Source organism: Paracerasibacillus soli, assembly GCF_042432965.1.
GTDB classification, from domain to species: Bacteria; Bacillota; Bacilli; order Bacillales; family Amphibacillaceae; genus Paracerasibacillus; species Paracerasibacillus soli.
This window is the reverse complement of the sequence record NZ_JBHLWL010000026.1, coordinates 42752-61394: the sequence shown is the minus strand read 5'-3', so window position 1 is coordinate 61394 and position 18643 is coordinate 42752. Positions and strand designations below refer to the sequence as shown.

Sequence of the window (18643 nt, the reverse complement as noted above, 5' to 3'; positions counted from 1 at the left end):
ATGTTATTGTTAATTCCATTATACATAAGTAATCTACTTTTGCAATAGTTATGCATCCATTTTTCTAATAATATGACCTCATTATAAAGTGTAACTTCAATCTGGCAGAGCTTTTCCACTCCGCTATTTTTAATAAATAGCTTAGAACAAAAAAGATGTCTCGTGTTACACGAGACATCCCTTTTACTGTTATTATTTTTTCACAGCATTTGTTTCTTGTGATGAAATGAATAATTTACCTTCAGCTTTTGCACGAGCCTCGTTACCAAATTTGTCTTTACCTTGCACTTCTACAACTGCACCTTCTGCAACTAGATTACCCGGCACAGTCCAATAAGCAACGTAATGACCTGGTGACATTTCAAACATTGGTAGCTCTGTAACATTCTTTAAACTTGGCAAATTCGTAAGCGGCATATGAACAGTGAATGTAGCTTTCAATCCCGGCTCACTGTCGAATGATACAAGTACTGTTTGGCCTGCTTTTACATGCATATCTTCTGCTGGAGTAACATTTTCAACTTTTGGTGCTGTATATTTTGCTTCTAATACAACAGATTTTGTAGTACTATTACCAGCTAAATCAGTTGCTACAACTTCTATTGTATTTTCACCTTCGTCTAATAAGATTCGTTGTGAATAATTTCCATCTTTAACTTTCACTTCTTGACCATTCACCGTAACTTTATCAAGATTCGTATCTGAAACTGTCCCAACTACTGTAACTGTTTCGCGATTTGTCTTGTCCCCTTTTTGTGGAGAATCAATCGTAAGTTCTGGTGCTGTGGTATCAAGTGTGACCGTTACTGGTTCAGATTCATTTACCTCATCTTCATCAATTACAGTAACAGCAGTAAATTCGTTTTCACCCTCTGTTAATTCCGTATCAAAAGAGAATAGCCCATCATCACCAATTTCTGCAACCCCTACTTCTTCACCGTTATTCAATAACTTCACAGATGTAGTAGGAGACGCTGTTCCTTCAACTGTCAATGCCGGCTCATTTGTTACGTAATTTTCTTCTGGTGTTGTAATAGTTGCTTGCCCAACCTCATATGAGACACGTGCACGGATCATGTAGTTACCTTCATCAGTTGTTGCTGACCATGCACCGCCAACTAACTGATAACTACGTTCTGCAAATGGTCCATCTTCATCTGTAGCTAATCCTGGCGCATAAGGGTTATCTTGTGTTTGGATATAGACCATGTAGAAGTCACCGTCAACAACAATATTGTGTTCACTTAAATCTACTTCTGTCCATGTTCCATCACGATTTGCCTCTGCCTGAACCGGACCTGCTAACTTTTTACCTGGTAAACCACCAGCACCTGATGCGTCCCATACTTCTACAGCGAACTCTGTACCACCAGGAACTGGCCATTCAGTATCCCAGAATCGAAAGACACCATCTGTTACAATTGCGGTCTCTTTACCTTCTGGTAGAGACATTTTCATTGCCCAACCATTTCCTGCATCGTAGAAAGATAATGCGTTTTCTGCAGTTCCATCGTCATATGCGATTTCTCCACCCGGTACTGTGTAGAATGGTTCTAATTCAACATTTAAGTCTACGTTACCGTCTAAATTAACTTCAAGCTCTTTTTTATAAAAGTCACTTGCAACAACACGCAATGTATACGTTCCTTCGTATGCAGTTAACGTGAAGTTTCCATTTTCGTCTGTTTCTACTGGTGCAATATTTGCATCTTCAACTACTATTACAGTTGCACCCTCAATAGGATTACCAGTTTTTTCGTGTGTAACAGTACCAGTGATTGTAGCTTGTGGTAATTCATTCAGCGTAAAATTAGCTGTTACCGTTTGATCCGCTTCGATATTTACTGCTTTTTGTTCTGATGCATATCCATATGCATCTGCAACAAGCGTGTATTCACCTGCAGCATGAACAAATGAATAACTACCATCTGCTGGATTCGTATTAACAGAACGACCACTTTCTAGTACACTTACTTTTGCACCTAGTGGTAATAACATTGGTTTTACATCATGATTTTTTTCTACTTTCTCTGATGCAACTTTTGCCTTAGGCTTTTCATTCTTGACTGGTGCATTCTTTTCGACGCCCAAGCTTACTTTATTTGAGCTTGCTCCACTTTCCGCCGCTAATTCAACATCATCAATATACCAGCCTTCTTTATTTACACTAATATCAGAATAAGCGTAGAACCCTAAATATACACGTCCGCTATAGTCTGATAGGTCAACCTCAATATCTTCCCAACCGTTTGATTGTCCTTGGACCATATGGAGTTCTGTCCATTCTTCTTGATCCGTTGAAATCACAACATGTCCGTAATCCCAAGCACGGCCAGCTGAAGATTCTTCAAAGTTATGCCAACTCTTTAGCTTCAAATAAGCTCCTTCTTCTGGGAGTTCAACAGGAGGCATAACGAGTGTTGCCCTCATGCTACTATCATAGTCTCCACCTAGATTTGTTGCATATACCTTTTCTCCAGATGCAGCTTGCTCTGGACCTGTAGTAGGTACGCCCCACGCCCATGAGTCATTTTCTCCAAATGAATACCAACCGCTTGGACTTGATTCAAAGTCTTGGAAATATCCTACTGTAATTGCTTCATTAATCTCTACACTATATTCTTCTGTAAATGTTTCATTTTCATTGTAGTCTTTGGCATACCAACGATATGTGATAGATTCACCTTCCAAAGCGTCACCAGGAATTACTGCCGCAAAATTACCTGACTCTAATCCACCAGTCAGTTGTTCTGCGTCAACTTCTGTCCACTCATCTTGTGAATCTTTATAATGAAGTTCTACTTTATTAATACGCACATTGTCCGTAACTTCAGCCTGTAAATGTAATTTAGTACCTTCATATGCCTCACTTGGCGCTTCATGGTTAATGACAGGCGCTTCCTCATCATCCTCATAACGCGAAGCATCAAATAAATCAACATTGTCTATATACAATCCTGGTCTATTTACACTACCGTCTGAAGATGCCTTGAAGCCAATATAGACACGTCCTGAATACTCAGATAGGTCAAGAATCGTATCTTCCCAACCATTGGAAATACCACTAAACAAATGTATTTCTTCCCAATCCTTCATATCAGTTGAAACGACGACATGTCCAGAATCCCAATCTGTACCTGATGATGACTTTTCAAAGTTATGCCAACTAGTAATTTTTAAAAATACATCTCCCTCTGGAAGATCCATTGGAGGCATTACCAGTGTAGCATTGGTATTACTACTGTAATCACCAGATAAATTTGTTGCATAAACATTATCACCAGTTAAAGCACTTTCAGGACCTGAAGTAGGAACTCCCCACTCCCATGAATCGTTTTCTCCAAACGAATGCCATCCAGTTGGTTTCGTTGCAAAGTCTTCATAATATCCTGGTGTAATACCTTGTTTTATTTCAACTGTATACGCATCGCTTACGACAGTGTTATTACCAAAATCATTGATAGATAACGTATACGTCAATGTATTTCCAACTAGATCTTCTCCAGGAATCGTCGCTTTGTACTCTCCAGCTTTATAATTTCCAGAGATTTGCTTTGCTGGAACTGTTTTTGTTTCTCCACCATCAACTTGGTAATTTACTTCTACAGAAGTGACACTAATATTATCTTCCGCTTGGACAAAAAGCTCCAAATCCATTTCAGAGTATGTTACATTAACAGACTCATGCTCAAATGTTGGTGCCTCATTATCTTCTCCATCTTGCGTTACGACACCTTCAACATTTCCAAGTCCATCTAATATTGACGAAACTGCGTCAAATGCGTTTACAATACCATGACCATATCCATTATTCGGTGATTCTGGATATTGACTATCTGTTCTTGCAATTGCTGTATCAATTAAAACTTGTTCCATATCATCAACTGAGATATTGGCATTTACTTGACGTAGTAAAGCAGCAACTGCTGATACAGCCGGGCCTGACATTGATGTTCCATTCCATCCACCTTCATAACCACTTCCTGGCACTGAGGAACGAATATTCACCCCAGGTGCAGAGATATCTGGTTTAATTTCTCCATATGGTGATGGTCCACGTAATGAGAATGAAGCGATATTATCATTAATGTCCGTTGCACCAGTTGCAAAAGACTCTGGATAATTCGCTGGAACCGCAACAGATCCTGGTCCACCAGGGTTAGTTAATGTTGTATTTCCTGCAGAAAACTCTGGGAAAATGCCATGTGCACGCCATGCTCTAACTGCATCTAGGTACCACTCATCTAGCCCAGGTCCTCCACCCCATGAGTTATTAACAACGTCTGGAGCTAAATCTACACGGCCACCTGGTGCCAACATCCATTCAGCACCTGCTAAAAGTATTGCATCTGAAGTACTTCCAGCTGCATTAAATACTTTCACTGCAATCCATTCTGCTCCAGGTGCAACTCCGACTTGGTTTGAACCATCTGGCTCACTTCCGACCATTGTACCTGTAACGTGTGTACCATGCCCATGATCATCATAAGCTGCCTCTCTACCAGCTGCAGTTGCATCAAGGAAACTATATTGGTGATCAACTTCACCAGTAGCCGAATCATAACCACGGTATTTTTCCTTTAATGCAGGGTGATCCCACTGTACTCCGGAATCAAGACTTCCAACAACTGTACCTGATCCGTCAATTCCCATTGCCCAAACATCAGGCGCTCCAACCCGCTCTACGTTCCACTCCACGTTTTGCAAATTAGATTGAGGTGTTTTCTCTTTTGTTTTAGTTGCTTCTAAAAGCTTACGTTGTTCGTTCGGTAGAATTTTTTCTACTTCGGCAAACTCAGCAATCTTTTCTGCAATTTCTTTATTTGCAGTAACTGCCATCCCATTCACAATATGATAGGAATGAAAGTCTTTGACGTTACCTTCTTTCATTTCTTGTTCCAAATACGCTGTCACACGTGATTGTGATTCAAGTGCAACTGTTTTCAACTCGGCTACAACAGCTGAACGTTGTGAAAGCTTTGCTTGGTTAGCAGATAATTTTGCTTTCTTTGCACTCTTTTGTGCATCTAAAGCAATTTTTTCAACGTCAGCCTTTTCTTGAAACTTAACAAGAAAAGTGACATGCTCATCTTTCTTGAATTCATCCATTAAGCGATTATTCAATTTTTCCTTTGCTAACTTCTTTGTATTGAATAACGACTGATGAACTTTTCCGTTTGCCTTTGCACTATTTCGATCATTTGATTGTGCATGAATAGTTGGCGTAAACAAAGAAAAGATCATGAGCAAAGATGCAATGACACTAAATAATTTGACTTGCATTTGTTTTCTTCTTCTTTTCTTCCCCAATACGTTCATTCCTCCCTATAACAATGTTTTAATATCTAACTGCTTGTCCCAACTTTCCCCCTTTCCGTTTAATTTTGTGGTCAAATCATTGGTGTATATATAACAATACTAGAAATTTTTACAAAAGTCTGTCGAATCATGTCGCCAGATTACTGAATATTCCTAATTGAACAAAACGAATTATGTGCACTCATTTACATATAGTTAAAAAGAACTAGGGGCATATCATGTATATAAGTTTAAAACACATTAGAAACAATACTTTGCATGACACTTATCGGAACAAGGACTAACGAACTATTAACCTACTTTCCTAAAAAGGAAAGAAAAATAAGTCCTTCCACCTATTGTCATCGCTTTTTGATTTATAAAATGAGTATGTTTCACACTTTTTGTCTTTTCGCTAATCTTTTGCACATAAAAAGTCCTATAAACAGCAACGAAACACACTGTCTATAGGACTAGCCTTATACCTTACTTTTTTATGAAGCTTATTTTTCCAGCGGGTTTAAACTTTCTTTTCCTGTAAGTTTTGCTATCATCTGAGCAAGTAATTCAATCTCATCTGCAATATCTTTTATGCTCACCGTCTCAACTGGTGAGTGCATATACCTTAATGGTAAAGATACTAAAGCAACCGGTACCCCTTTACCAGTTAAGCGCATTTTATCCGCATCTGTACCAGTCATGCGGGGGGTTAATTCATACTGCAAGGAAATTGCCAACTCTTTAGCAGTAGATTCTAAAAGTTGATTCATTTTTATATTAATTGGTGCACCTTTTGCTAAAACAGGTCCTTTTTCTAGTTGCACATCACCATATTTATTCTTATTTACACCAGGATAGTCTGTAGCAAAGGTTACATCACATGCAATAGCCATCGTAGGCTCTATGGCAGATGCTGCAAAATATGCTCCGCCTAAATTAGTTTCTTCATTTACCGTACTGGCTGCATATACACCTACTTGGCAACCTAATTCTTTCACTCTCCGCAACACCTCGGCAACGATAAATGCACCCGTACGATTATCAAGTCCACGTCCTGCTATGTATTGATTATTTAATAGTTCTGGGTTTCTTTTATATACTATTAGATCCCCTATTTGAACTTCCTGTTCCGCTTCCTGCTTTGTTTTATAACCACAATCGATAAATAAATCTTCCAAACCAAAGCCATCTTTTAATCCACCATGATGTTGTGCATTCACACCAATGACACCTGTACGTATTCCGTTATAACCAATTACAGTCACCATCATACCGACAGCTGCCTTTTCATTGATACCACCAACTTTATCAAAAAACAAATAACCATTCTCATCAATGCGATTAATTACTAGCGCAATTTCATCACAATGTCCTGCTAGCAACACCTTAAATGGTGCGTTAGGATTTAAAACACCAATTGCATTTCCTGCATGATCTGTCCTAATTTCATCTGCAAATGGCTTTACATAATGAATCCATTTATGCTGAATCAACATTTCTTGTCCAGATGGTGATGGTGTTTGTAATAATTCCATTAAAAATTGTTTGTTTGCTAAATCCACTGTAACCGCCTCCTCTTTTCTTCATCTTTTTATGTGCTTTATCAACATTTAAAGGCATAAAGTACTTATAGCTACTTCATTTATCTTAAATTCTAGCTGTATGGGTCAACCAATTCAACAACGTGCAATAAAAATAATATACACTTATTCTAACCTTTAATGAAGTATTTTGGTAAAATCATAGGCATTTTCATTTACGAAAGACTTGCTTCCACGTAAACTTTATATACTACGTCCTTCATAAGAAAGGGGAAATTCTAATGAACTTAAATAATTGGTTTGCAAAAGCGATGACTTCTGAGACTTACGTAAAGAAAATGAAGAAAAACAAAGATAATCTTTTACACATTTACAACTCATTTGAAATTCCAGATATCCCTGAACAATACGCACAAATTGAAAAGCATAATTTACGTGTCATTGTCCTTACAGAAGACTGGTGTGGCGATGCGATGTTAAATGTACCAATCCTATTACGTCTTTCAGAAAAGACAAACATGGAAGTACGTATGCTTTTAAGGGATGAGAATCTTGATTTAATGGATCAATATTTAACAAATGGCAAATCTCGTTCTATCCCAATTTTTATTTTTATCGATCAGGATGGAAATGAAGTTGCGAAATGGGGTCCACGCTCGGAATACATTCAACAATTTGTTGATAAACTCCGTGCACAACTTCCTCATAAAGATGACGAGAAATACGAAGAACAGTTTAAAGAAACACTTTCCACCACAACAAAATCTTTCTTAGAAAGAAAAGATTTTTGGGAAGATGTTCACAATAGCATTTTGGAGAAACTGATATAACGAAGTAACTATAACAAAAAGGGTCTGACCCCCATTTTTAACTACTATCATTAGTAAAAATGTTAATGATTTATACTAAATGTAGTGGAAAGGGGGGCTAACCCTTTTGTTTTGTTCCTGCTTCTTTTTTGTATATTTTATGCACGAACCCTCATACTAAAAAGGCAACTTATTTTGTATAAATTATAGGTGACGTGATGCGACTAGAATTATTTAAACATATTTATTTTCGATTACCTGTTCTCGTACGACTTTTTATAACCATTCTTCTCGTGATGCTTGTTTTTGGGATTACTATTCATTTTGTGGAGCCCAAACAATTCCCTACTATTTTTACCGGAATATGGTGGGCCTTTGTTACTGCGGGTACGGTTGGATACGGAGATTTTGTTCCGCTTACAACTACCGGACGAATGATTGGAATCATATTAATTTTAAGTGGTGCAGGATTGCTCACTTTTTATATTTCTATTTTTGCTGCAGCAACGGTAAAACATGAGCGAGATTTATCAAAAGGAAAAGTTAACTTCAAAGGGAGTCAACATATTATCATTGTTGGTTGGAATGAAAGAACTCGAAAGTTAGTTAATTTATTGCAACAAACAAAACCACATGAAGAAATTGTTTTAATTGATCGGACTTTATCTTATTTATCTTACCAACATTATCCGCTACATTTTATTCATGGGGATGTTACAGATGACCAAACATTGAAACAGGCAAACATTCAGCAAGCAAAACGAGTCATCATAACAGCTGATCATAGTCAGCAAGAAGCTGATCAGTTTACTATTTTGGCTACATTAGCCATTAGGGGTAATAATGATGACGTCCCAATCACTGTTGAAATACTAGCGAAAAAACAGGTGGAAAATGCCTTGCGAGCTGGAGCAAATGCGATTGTACAGCCTAATGATTTTATCGGTGGTTTACTTTTTCATGAACTATTCGGTAAAAAATATGGAAAGTCATTTGAAATCACGCAGACATTACTATCTCAACAACAATTTTCATTACTTCCCATCCCAAATCATTTAGTTAAGCATACTTTTATAGATACAGTTACAGCACTACATGAGACTCATCATATACTCATCATCGGATTTGTAAGAGATAATAACTGGTTTATTAATCCAAATTCAATTGACACAATGAATAAACAAGACATTTTAATAACGATGGTTCCTTGGAATCTAGAAAAGTAGTCATCTTTGTCAAGAAACTGACTTTATGTTAACATATACTAATGTGTGAAAATAACAGATATTAATAATGGGAGTTGTTCAGTATGACAGAAAAATTAGAAGTTGGACAGATTGTACAAGGTAAAGTAACCGGAGTTCAACCATATGGCGCTTTTGTCGCATTAAATGATGAAGTACAAGGATTAGTTCATATTTCCGAAGTTACACACGGCTATGTGAAAGATATTAAGGAACATCTAGCTGTTGGGGATGAAGTAACAGTTAAAATATTAAGCATTGATGAAGAAAAGAATAAGGTTTCCTTATCAATCCGTGCAACAGAAGAAAAACCTAAAACAAGAACGAAACCACAAGCCAAAGCACAACACGTACAAGAAGATTCATCTTCTGCAGGTTTTAACACATTACGTGATAAACTACAGGATTGGATCAACCAAACTGAAAATAAATAAAGATACAAGAGGGGCTAACCTTAACGGTCTAGCCTCTTTCTTTTGTCAATAATATGAACATTTGATAGGTAAATACATTAATTTTCTATCGTAGTTTCTTGATTTTGTATGCCGCATTAAGTAAAGTAAAACTATAACAAGACTACATAAATATTGGAGGTTTCCCCATGACACATATTGATTTTACTTACGATAAGGCACTTCCCTTTTTAAAAGAACATGAAATCCATTACTATGATGCCTTTGTAAACATAGCTCACGAGGCAATTCATCAAAAAACAGGTCAAGGTAACGACTTTCTAGGTTGGGTTAACTTACCACAAACATATGACAAAGAAGAATTATCGCGAATCCAGTCATGCGCACAAAAGATTAAAGAGGATACTGACGTTTTGCTTGTCATTGGCATAGGTGGTTCCTATTTAGGTGCCCGAGCAGCCATTGAAATGTTAACCCATTCTTTTCAAAATATCCTTACGAAAGAAAAAAGACAAGCACCGCAAATTATTTTTGTCGGTAATCATATGAGTTCTACATATATACACGATTTATTTGATGTGCTTGAAAACAAAGACGTTTCCATTAATGTCATATCAAAAAGCGGAACAACAACGGAACCAGCAATTGCATTTCGCATTTTCAAGAAGTTCCTAGAAGATAAATATGGTAAAGAGGAAGCGAGTAAACGAATTTATGCGACGACAGATAAAGAAAAAGGTGCTTTAAAAACTGTTGCTGAACAGGAAGGCTATGAAACATTCGTTATTCCAGATGATGTTGGTGGTCGTTATTCTGTTCTTACTGCTGTAGGCCTTTTACCAATTGCGGTAAGTGGCATCAATGTTGAGGAAATGTTGAAAGGTGCTGCACAAGCAATGACTGATTTATCGGAACCAGCACTTTCTAAAAATATCGCTTATCAATATGCAGTCGTGCGACATGTTTTATATCAAAAAGGTAAAACGATTGAGATGCTCGTAAATTATGAACCACATTTGCAATATTTCGGTGAATGGTGGAAACAGCTTTTTGGAGAAAGTGAAGGAAAAGATCATAAAGGTATTTTCCCTGCCTCCGCTAACTTTTCGACAGATTTACATTCTTTAGGACAATACATTCAAGAAGGACGTAGAGACTTGTTTGAAACTGTTCTCCATGTCCGAGCATCCCGCCATGATATTGTTTTAGAAGAGGATGAAAAAGATCTTGACGGATTAAATTATTTAGCAGGTAAGTCCATTCATGACATTAACGACAAAGCATTTCAAGGTACATTACTTGCTCACACAGATGGCAATGTACCAAACTTAATTATTTCAATTCCGAAACTTGATGCTTTTACGTTTGGCTATCTTGTATATTTCTTCGAAAAGGCATGTGCAATGAGTGGGTATTTATTAGGTGTAAATCCATTCGATCAGCCTGGTGTAGAGGCATACAAGAAAAATATGTTTGCACTTTTAGGTAAACCAGGATTTGAACAAGAAAAGGAAGAACTCGAAAAAAGATTGTAATAGAAAATAATTATCTTCTAAAAAAATGTAAAAATAAGGTTTAGTTTTTTTGAGAAAGGGTAACAATATAGATGTAAGACTTTCTCGTATTCCCCCTGTAAGCAAGGCGTCCAACGCTTTGCTTTTTTTTTGCCCTTTTTTCAAGTTTTCCGTTCACTTCATCGACAAATAAAGGAATCCTCCATTATACTTAATATAAAATATAGTTGGAGGTCATAACAGAATGAATGAATTTACTAAAGTTCACAGTCGAAAAAATACTCGTTCAGTAAAGTGGGATGCAATACAATCTGTTTTCCAATCAGATGACGTATTACCAATGTGGGTAGCTGATATGGATTTTCGTGCTCCTGAGGCAGTAAATGAAGCGTTGATAAAACGAGCAGAACACGGGATTTATGGTTACACCACCATAGATGATGATGTCAATTCTTCCGTAATGAACTGGTTACGCAAACGCCATAATTGGGAAATTCAGAAAGAATGGCTCTCTTATAGCCCTGGAGTTGTACCCAGCATACAAATGGCCATTCAAGCATGCTCAAAACCTGGTGATGGAATTTTAATTCAAACACCTGTTTATACCCCTTTTTATCGTGCTGTAGAAGTGCTAAATCGGAAGCTAATTAAAAATCCACTTATTTATGATAATCACACATATTCTATTGACTTTGAGGATTTTGAGAAGAAACTACAACAAGATGTAAAAATTTTCGTACTTTGTTCACCACATAACCCGATTGGTCGTGTTTGGAAAAGAGATGAATTAACTGAAATAGCACGGCTTTGCTTAAAATACAACGTACTTATCATATCAGACGAAATCCATTGTGATCTCATTTATCCGGGAAATAAACATATTCCAATTGCCTCTTTATCTGATGCAATTTCACAGCAAACGATAACTTGTATGGCACCTTCTAAAACATTTAATTTAGCTGGTTTACAAGCTTCTTATATCGTTATTAAAAATAAATCGATACGAAAAAAGGTTACGGATGCATTCGAAAAACAAGGTTTTCATATGATAAATACAATGGGCAATATTGCCATGGAAGTCGCTTACAAAGAGGGGGAACCTTGGCTTGAGCAACTCATATCCGTCATAACTAAGCATAAGGAATACGTTATTTCTGAATTAGAGTCAAAAACTAGTTTACGTGTTGTACAACCAGAAGGTACTTATTTACTATGGATTGACTGTAGTAGTTTACAGTTAAAAACCGATGAATTACAGCGATTTATGGTTGAACAAGCAAAAGTAGGATTGAATGCTGGCTTGGCGTATGGTGAAGAGGGTATGCAATTTATGCGTTTAAATATTGCTTGTCCAATGGACACATTACAAGAAGGTATTCAAAGAATCATACGTGCGGTTAATACTAATAAATAATAGGTTGCAGCAATACTTTGGTTTGGTCATTAGAAAACAAAAAGTACACCTAACAATCAGTGGGGTTTTACACTCTCCATCCCCACTGATTTCTTATTTGAGAGAATAACACCTTGCTGTTAATCCTCCACTTAGCATTCCTGTCTCCAGGTCTTATAGTCTGTAATAGTAGCTCCATGAACTCGATATCATGTAGAAATAGCCACACACGCGTTCATTGGATGCTGAATGCTTATTCTTTATCTTCTAGTTCCGTTGGATCAGTTGGTTTCTTCTCAGAGTCTACATCTTTCTTTGGCTTTATTTCTCCACAAATTTTCCGAACACCTGAATCTCCAGCTGGTTGACTCATTCCATCATCTTGCCCTTCTGTAATAATAAGTGACGTTCCTTCACCTTTTAATAATGATTTTTTACCTTCTTGTATTGTAGCGCCGTTTACCGTTACTTCAGTGTCAACTTTCCCATCGTCTTTTGCCTTTATATTAGGTAGATCTCCCAGATGGGAACCTTTGGGATTCATCAACCCATGTTGTTTTCCTTCCGGATTAAGATGATTTCCAGCAGTTTTAAATTCGGGACCTTCACATTTCGCATACTCATGAATATGAATGCCATGAAACCCTGGCGTAAGGCCTTCTACTTTTACTTTTATTTTCACACCATCAGGTTGGCTAGATAATTTAGCAGTTCCAACCTTATCTCCAGAAGCATTGTACATATCAATTTCCTTCACATTTGGCGTATGTTGTTGACAAGCTACTAAAGTGAATAATAATAAGACAATCATCCTTAAAATACGCATGTTATTTCTCCTTTAACAAGACATTCTCCCGTTAGTATTTGCAAAATAAAAATACATAAACATCTTGTTATAAGAAAATTACTTTTACCAAAAAAGGATTCCTATCGTAAGGAATCCTTTTTATCTGAAAATGTTGTATGCTCAAATGTAACATCGCGGTATTTTTCTTCAAACATTTCTTCTTCTTTTTTGGACTTTTTCATAAGGAGATACAATGCCACAGCAGCTCCGATTATAAAAACAACAAGTGTAATAAATGCAGGTAGGTATTCCGATTTATCATCTGGAAAATATAAAAACTCCATCATATTTATCACTTCCTTCTCGCCATATTATAGCAAATAAAAATAGCATTAAAAACTGATTTACCTTTTTGTTCGAAATTCTGTTACATTTTTGGCACAATAGAAGAAAGGAGGATGAAAAAATGTCTAAAAAAATAGGTGATACTGTACGTGCCCATTACAAATCTGGGACATATATTGGAAAGATTTTGGAAGATCGCGGTGATCGATTTTTAATTGAGGTATTAGCTGTACATAAACACCCACTGCAAGGTGATATTCATCAACCCTTCCAAGTAGAAAACGTCTTTTTCCATGAACGCAAAGCACTTGCTTATCGCGAAAAAATGAATGTTAAAAAGCCTGCAGTCCATCCTTATCATGAACCAGTACCTTCCTATGGACATTCATTAAAAACAGCCGTACAAGCAATCAAAGAAAAATTGCAAACAGAAGAAACAGCGGCATATAATAAAATGGCTTTACGAAACATAGAAAGATTAGAAGACACTTATTACAAAGATATTTATAAAAAGGCACTATAATTGCTATAACATGAAAAAAAGCAGTCTCATCTATGAGCTGCTTTTTTAATCAAATTTTTGAGTGTTGTGGTTGCAACACTTGCGATTTCGAAGTCCATACCATTTTGCACCTATAACGCCAACGAGCACCTTCGCAATGACGGACCAAACTAAAAGTATAAGTAATAAACTAACCAGGTCTTTTAGCGGTCATCACGATAAAAATAAAAAAGCTAGAGAATCAACTCCAGCCTTTTTATAGGTTCATCCAAGTGTTACAAGATTAATTAACTTATTCACCAAGATGTTCTTTAATTACTTCTTCAATACCTTTTAATGCATCTGCTTCATCGCTACCAGTAGCAATTACTTTAATATTTGCGTCTTTAGGAATTCCAAGAGACATTACACCCATAATTGACTTTAAGTTTACTTTTTTTCCATTGTATTCAATTTCTACTTCAGATTCAAATTGCCCAGCTTTATTTACAAGTAGTGTAGCTGGTCTTGCATGTACCCCAGTGTCTGCTGTAATTTTAAATGTTTGTTCTTTCATAATATGTCACCCTCCATTAGATATAAAACGTTATATGAAACATTTTTTTCATTTTAATGATATTAAGTATCCCCATTATTATATACCATTTACAAAAATAATAAAAATATTTAAGGTGCTAGATTTCTATTTATTATATTTCATACGTCACGTAATTGTCACATGATTAATTTTTGTTTTACTGGATGACTTATGATAACGTAAAGATGTACATACCTTTACATGAGGAGGACTAAAATGAGTATTCATATTGGTGCAAAACAGGGTGAAATTGCAGATAAAATTTTATTACCAGGTGATCCTTTACGTGCAAAATATATTGCCGAAACTTTTCTAGAGGATGCGAAGCTTTATAATGAAGTACGCGGCATGTATGGTTACACTGGAACTTATAAAGGGGAAAAGGTTTCCGTACAAGGGACTGGCATGGGAGCTCCATCCATTTCTATTTATGTAAACGAACTTATCCAAAGTTACGGTGTGAAAAAACTAGTGCGTGTCGGTACATGTGGCGCTCTACAAAAAGATGTTCACGTACGCGATGTAATTTTAGCACAAGCTGCAACGACAGATTCTCGTCAAAATCAGCTTATCTTTAATGGAATCGATTACTCCCCAATCGCTCATTTTGATTTATTGAAAAATGCATATGATGTTGGGGCTGAAAAAGGCATGACAATGCATGTCGGAAATGTATTTACAAGTGATACATTCTACCGTGATAATGCCGAAGAAGTAAATACATTACTCGCAAAATATAATGTACTTGCTATTGAAATGGAAACAAGTGCACTCTATACGTTAGCAACGAAGTTTGATTGCCAAGCCTTATCAGTGTTAACTGTTTCCGATCATATTATTACTGGGGAAGAAACGACGTCTGAAGAACGTCAAACAACATTCCATGATATGATGGAAATTGCACTAGAAGCTATAATAAAATAATGCACCATTGAAATGATCAGCATACATGCTGGTCATTTTTTAACCCCATATGTCACCCTTATTAATAATTTGGTTGACAGAAAATATGATACTCATATAAAATAAACTAGAATAGAAATAAAGGGGGATAATCATGCAACGACTACGTACAATCGATCTTACTTATGGAGCTGTTTTTGTTTGTTTAATGGCAATTGGTGCAAATATCACAGTTTGGTTCCCAATGTTAACGGTTACAATTGGCGGTGCTCCAGTTCCGTTATCTTTACAAACTTTTTTTGCAACTATCGCAGGACTTATGCTAGGAAAAAGATTAGGTTCACTTTCCATGCTAGTCTATATGTTACTTGGGATGGCAGGCGTACCGATTTTTGCCGGTATGTCAGCGGGACCAATGGCGATTATTTCACAAACTGGCGGATTTATCATTTCATTTATCTTCGTTGCTTTTGTTGCAGGTTGGATCGTTGAAATGTTTAAAAAGCCAACATTGCCAGTTTATATCGTAGCAGCACTTTTTGGTCTTATCATGAATTATGGAATCGGGGTCACGTATATGTATATCGCGATGAATACGTGGTTAGAATTACAAATTTCATATAGTCTCGCATGGATTGGGATGATTCCCTTTCTCATTAAAGACGGTGCGCTCGCTTGTTTAGCAGCTATATTCATTGTGCAATTAGCAAAACGGATATCGTTTCGTCCCGTCTCCACTTCATAACTTTTTAATGATCCAATTTTAAATATAAATAATACTGCTTATCCGTTTCTAATGTGTTTTCATCTTTATCACATCATGCATTTATAGGTTATTCTTATTGATATTGTAAAATACTAAATATGCTTTAATGGTTGCATATTTCTTATTCACTCTTTTAAAAATATCTAAAGACAAACGATGTTACTTTTATCGTTTGTCTTTTTCCATTCATACTTTTTTGCTGAACACTGAAAATATAGGTAGTATATGTAGTTTTTTTGAAAACTATAATTTATAATATAACTAATAATTAGATTATTATTATTATTGGAGGGATAAAATATGAGAAAATGGTCCGTTGTTTTTATCGTCCTTTTATCTGTAGTTTTTGTTTCTGCTTGTAACAATGATCATGACGAATTATCCGGAAAAACATTTAAAATCGCCTATAAACCAGTACTTGAGGAAGATATGGATAATCCAAGCAGATACACATCCATCATGACATTAAAATTTTCAAAAGGTAATATAGTGCATGATACCAATGATGATATAGAAGGTACATATGAGTTAAATGAGGATATCCTTGTCGTGAATCTAGACAATAAAAGTGAAAAACTAAAAATTAGTTTTATTGATTTCAAGGAGAGTGAAAAAGACTTTAGTGCGTACTCAGCTTTAATTAGTAATCCAGAATTACAGTCTCCAGACTCTGGTCAAGTTAGTAAACTTACAGGACTAGCCTATAATTTGACTGAAAATATGCCACTTGAATTTATAATAGAGTGAAAAAAGTGATATAAACTGGATTCCCTTCAATCTGTTCCAGCTAAGACTTGTATTGCAAACCTTTTACTTTTTCTTTTACTTTTGGTATCTGATTTCACTTTAATTGATAAAGTAGGTCAGAATTTGTAACAGCCATTAACATTTTTTCATAATTTATTCTTTATCGTACACGATATAACTATACATACGATAAGGAGTAGAATATTTCGAGATGGAATTATTATTAAATTTTCCACTTTGGGCAGCGTTATGTGCAATTGTATTTGCACAAACAATTAAAATTCCAATTCATTATGCTATGTCGCGAGAATTTAAACCAGAACTTGCATTTAGTACTGGTGGTATGCCTAGCAGTCACTCAGCAGCAGTGACAGCTCTTACCACAGGAATTGGTATATTAGAAGGGTTTCAATCATCTGTATTTGCGCTTGCTTGTATTTTTAGTGTCATTACCATGTTTGATGCTTCGGGCGTAAGACGACATGCTGGGGAACATGCTGTTATATTAAACCAAATGATGAAAGACCTTCAGTTTATCATTAATGGAGCAAAAGATTGGCAGAACAAAGAAGTATATAAAAGACGTGAAGAATTAAAAGAATTACTTGGTCACCAACCTATTGAAGTTTTTACAGGTGGTATATTAGGGATTTTCACTGCACTACTTATTTATCAATTTTATTAGTAAAAAGAGGGTTAGGTGGGCAGATGAAAGGAAATCGTTATGATCATCTTACCAGTCGAGTTTGCGATCATCTCTTTAGCAATCGCACAAGTTCACATTTAATTAGTAAATGTGAACCACTAAAGTAGTAGGGAACAAATCTGTCACTTCTTCACTTAGAAAATCCTCTGTATAGCTGAATGAATGGAAGACTTAGGTCAATTAACTTGCGATAAACATTAAAAATAAACCACATGAACTCAATATCTTTTAAATTGATTTCATGTGGTTTATTCATTTTTTAAGGTGTTTTATTCGCCTTCTTTTGTTGTCTCCTAACATTTAACTCTCATTTATTTGTTCACGAAACACCTGTAAGGTTTCATTTTCATTTAATTCAATTAGCTGTTCCTCCGTGACCTTCCCATCGCCCATTTCCACAATATACACCTCGAGTTCACGCTTTCCCCAATGCTTATATACATCGTCAACCGTTTCATAGTATAAATCTATTTTATTACCCTTTATCGCGCCACCTTTATCAGCAACAACGCCATACCCGTAATCTGGTATATATAAGATTGTTCCAAGCGGATACACATTTAAATCTGCAGCAATCGTCGAATATAAATCCCGTTTAACTTTTACTCCAGAAAATGTAATGCCGTATAGTGGATGTCCCGGTGATTTACCAGTAGATTCAATACCGGCAGTATAGCCTGTAGCTACAACCTTTTCTTTCGGATATTGTTCAAAATTAATCGCTTCCTCTAGCGTTTTTGGACCTTCTATCTGTTCACTTGATATATTTGTCTTTGTTTTTGCTTGCGTTTTCAATGTCTTCTTCTTTAAGGCTACGTTTCTATGGACAGGCTTATGATCACTTGCATAAAAATCAACAGATGCATGAACAGTTTCATTCTTTGTTAATAGCATCGTATGAATATCTGCGAAACTGACATTTGAAATACTGCTAAGGGTCGTAATAAAAGCACCTATTAACAATACAAACATACACACATGTTTCATAATCTTGAACATAATAAAGATAACACCCTTTCTGGATGTCATCTTGCCCATCATTGTATTTTTTATTCATTTTCAGTGAAAAAAATGATAAATTCCTCCTACTGAATTGAA

The 18643-nt window shown here is 36.0% G+C and carries 16 protein-coding genes; 10 read left to right on the top strand and 6 right to left on the bottom strand.

Translation table 11 applies throughout. The annotated features are described in order from the left end of the window. Positions 1-192: 192 nt before the first annotated feature. Both ACFFIS_RS09375 and ACFFIS_RS09370 read right to left on the bottom strand, forming a co-directional pair. Positions 193-5319, bottom strand: coding sequence for a S8 family serine peptidase (locus tag ACFFIS_RS09375; RefSeq protein WP_390187186.1), 5127 nt, complete (start codon positions 5317-5319; stop codon positions 193-195). A 482-nt stretch (positions 5320-5801) separates the two neighbouring features. After that, the gene (locus ACFFIS_RS09370; RefSeq protein WP_390187206.1) at positions 5802-6833 is read right to left on the bottom strand and encodes a M20/M25/M40 family metallo-hydrolase; all 1032 of its coding nucleotides are present in this window, start codon (positions 6831-6833) and stop codon (positions 5802-5804) included. A gap of 287 nt (positions 6834-7120) precedes the next feature. Between ACFFIS_RS09370 and ACFFIS_RS09365 the strand changes: the two genes are divergently transcribed. The 5 genes from ACFFIS_RS09365 to ACFFIS_RS09345 all read left to right on the top strand — a co-directional run bounded on the left by ACFFIS_RS09365 (position 7121) and on the right by ACFFIS_RS09345 (position 12233). Continuing rightward, entirely contained in the window at positions 7121-7669 is a 549-nt protein-coding gene (locus tag ACFFIS_RS09365) for a thioredoxin family protein (RefSeq protein WP_390187183.1), read from the top strand. Between the two features lie 197 nt (positions 7670-7866). Continuing rightward, positions 7867-8874: a potassium channel family protein gene (locus ACFFIS_RS09360; protein WP_320379474.1), complete on the top strand. Its 1008-nt coding sequence runs from the start codon at positions 7867-7869 to the stop codon at positions 8872-8874. Between the two features lie 83 nt (positions 8875-8957). Continuing rightward, positions 8958-9326 (top strand): S1 domain-containing post-transcriptional regulator GSP13, encoded by a 369-nt coding sequence (gene yugI, locus ACFFIS_RS09355; RefSeq protein ID WP_320379475.1) that lies wholly within the window; start codon positions 8958-8960, stop codon positions 9324-9326. Between the two features lie 167 nt (positions 9327-9493). Next, entirely contained in the window at positions 9494-10840 is a 1347-nt protein-coding gene (locus ACFFIS_RS09350; RefSeq protein ID WP_390187180.1) for a glucose-6-phosphate isomerase, read from the top strand. A gap of 223 nt (positions 10841-11063) precedes the next feature. Further along, the gene (locus ACFFIS_RS09345; protein WP_320379476.1) at positions 11064-12233 is read left to right on the top strand and encodes a MalY/PatB family protein; all 1170 of its coding nucleotides are present in this window, start codon (positions 11064-11066) and stop codon (positions 12231-12233) included. 232 nt (positions 12234-12465) lie between these two features. Here the strand turns inward: ACFFIS_RS09345 and ACFFIS_RS09340 are convergent, their stop codons facing one another. Together ACFFIS_RS09340 and ACFFIS_RS09335 are read right to left on the bottom strand one after the other, a co-directional pair. Further along, positions 12466-13038 carry a superoxide dismutase family protein gene (locus ACFFIS_RS09340; RefSeq protein ID WP_320379477.1) on the bottom strand — a complete coding sequence of 191 codons (573 nt, stop codon included), beginning with the start codon at positions 13036-13038 and terminating at the stop codon, positions 12466-12468. 101 nt (positions 13039-13139) lie between these two features. Then, the gene (locus tag ACFFIS_RS09335) at positions 13140-13346 is read right to left on the bottom strand and encodes a hypothetical protein (RefSeq protein ID WP_320379478.1); all 207 of its coding nucleotides are present in this window, start codon (positions 13344-13346) and stop codon (positions 13140-13142) included. A gap of 119 nt (positions 13347-13465) precedes the next feature. Here ACFFIS_RS09335 and kapB point away from each other — a divergent pair, with 119 nt between their 5' ends. After that, positions 13466-13867, top strand: a complete 402-nt coding sequence (gene kapB, locus ACFFIS_RS09330) for a kinase-associated lipoprotein KapB (protein ID WP_320379479.1) — start codon at positions 13466-13468, stop codon at positions 13865-13867. A gap of 271 nt (positions 13868-14138) precedes the next feature. On the opposite strand, the gene ACFFIS_RS09325 is transcribed toward kapB, so the two are convergent. After that, the gene (locus ACFFIS_RS09325; protein ID WP_320379480.1) at positions 14139-14402 is read right to left on the bottom strand and encodes a phosphocarrier protein HPr; all 264 of its coding nucleotides are present in this window, start codon (positions 14400-14402) and stop codon (positions 14139-14141) included. Positions 14403-14639: 237 nt separating this feature from the next. Here ACFFIS_RS09325 and deoD point away from each other — a divergent pair, with 237 nt between their 5' ends. From deoD to ACFFIS_RS09305, 4 genes are all read left to right on the top strand, one after another. Then, a complete protein-coding gene (deoD, locus tag ACFFIS_RS09320; RefSeq protein ID WP_390187175.1) occupies positions 14640-15347 on the top strand; it encodes a purine-nucleoside phosphorylase in 708 nt (235 codons plus the stop codon). A 133-nt stretch (positions 15348-15480) separates the two neighbouring features. Then, on the top strand, positions 15481-16071 hold the full coding sequence (locus ACFFIS_RS09315) for a biotin transporter BioY (protein ID WP_320379481.1): 591 nt from the start codon (positions 15481-15483) through the stop codon (positions 16069-16071). Between the two features lie 321 nt (positions 16072-16392). After that, positions 16393-16839, top strand: a complete 447-nt coding sequence (locus tag ACFFIS_RS09310; protein WP_390187172.1) for a hypothetical protein — start codon at positions 16393-16395, stop codon at positions 16837-16839. Between the two features lie 211 nt (positions 16840-17050). Beyond that, complete coding sequence (locus ACFFIS_RS09305; protein WP_320379483.1) at positions 17051-17524, top strand: divergent PAP2 family protein; 474 nt, start codon at positions 17051-17053, stop codon at positions 17522-17524. A 321-nt stretch (positions 17525-17845) separates the two neighbouring features. Here ACFFIS_RS09305 and spsC read toward each other — a convergent pair whose 3' ends face one another. Continuing rightward, positions 17846-18544, bottom strand: coding sequence for a stationary phase survival protein SpsC (gene spsC / locus ACFFIS_RS09300; RefSeq protein WP_320379484.1), 699 nt, complete (start codon positions 18542-18544; stop codon positions 17846-17848). Between the last annotated feature and the right edge of the window lie 99 nt (positions 18545-18643).

Excerpts from the sequence above, each read along its gene's own strand:
- ACFFIS_RS09375 (WP_390187186.1), bottom strand. The coding sequence starts at position 5,319 with ATGAACGTATTGGGGAAGAAAAGAAGAAGAAAACAAATGCAAGTCAAA.
- ACFFIS_RS09370 (WP_390187206.1), bottom strand. The coding sequence starts at position 6,833 with ATGGAATTATTACAAACACCATCACCATCTGGACAAGAAATGTTGATT.
- ACFFIS_RS09365 (WP_390187183.1), top strand. The coding sequence starts at position 7,121 with ATGAACTTAAATAATTGGTTTGCAAAAGCGATGACTTCTGAGACTTAC.
- ACFFIS_RS09360 (WP_320379474.1), top strand. The coding sequence starts at position 7,867 with ATGCGACTAGAATTATTTAAACATATTTATTTTCGATTACCTGTTCTC.
- yugI (WP_320379475.1), top strand. The coding sequence starts at position 8,958 with ATGACAGAAAAATTAGAAGTTGGACAGATTGTACAAGGTAAAGTAACC.
- ACFFIS_RS09350 (WP_390187180.1), top strand. The coding sequence starts at position 9,494 with ATGACACATATTGATTTTACTTACGATAAGGCACTTCCCTTTTTAAAA.
- ACFFIS_RS09345 (WP_320379476.1), top strand. The coding sequence starts at position 11,064 with ATGAATGAATTTACTAAAGTTCACAGTCGAAAAAATACTCGTTCAGTA.
- ACFFIS_RS09340 (WP_320379477.1), bottom strand. The coding sequence starts at position 13,038 with ATGCGTATTTTAAGGATGATTGTCTTATTATTATTCACTTTAGTAGCT.
- ACFFIS_RS09335 (WP_320379478.1), bottom strand. The coding sequence starts at position 13,346 with ATGATGGAGTTTTTATATTTTCCAGATGATAAATCGGAATACCTACCT.
- kapB (WP_320379479.1), top strand. The coding sequence starts at position 13,466 with ATGTCTAAAAAAATAGGTGATACTGTACGTGCCCATTACAAATCTGGG.
- ACFFIS_RS09325 (WP_320379480.1), bottom strand. The coding sequence starts at position 14,402 with ATGAAAGAACAAACATTTAAAATTACAGCAGACACTGGGGTACATGCA.
- deoD (WP_390187175.1), top strand. The coding sequence starts at position 14,640 with ATGAGTATTCATATTGGTGCAAAACAGGGTGAAATTGCAGATAAAATT.
- ACFFIS_RS09315 (WP_320379481.1), top strand. The coding sequence starts at position 15,481 with ATGCAACGACTACGTACAATCGATCTTACTTATGGAGCTGTTTTTGTT.
- ACFFIS_RS09310 (WP_390187172.1), top strand. The coding sequence starts at position 16,393 with ATGAGAAAATGGTCCGTTGTTTTTATCGTCCTTTTATCTGTAGTTTTT.
- ACFFIS_RS09305 (WP_320379483.1), top strand. The coding sequence starts at position 17,051 with ATGGAATTATTATTAAATTTTCCACTTTGGGCAGCGTTATGTGCAATT.
- spsC (WP_320379484.1), bottom strand. The coding sequence starts at position 18,544 with ATGTTCAAGATTATGAAACATGTGTGTATGTTTGTATTGTTAATAGGT.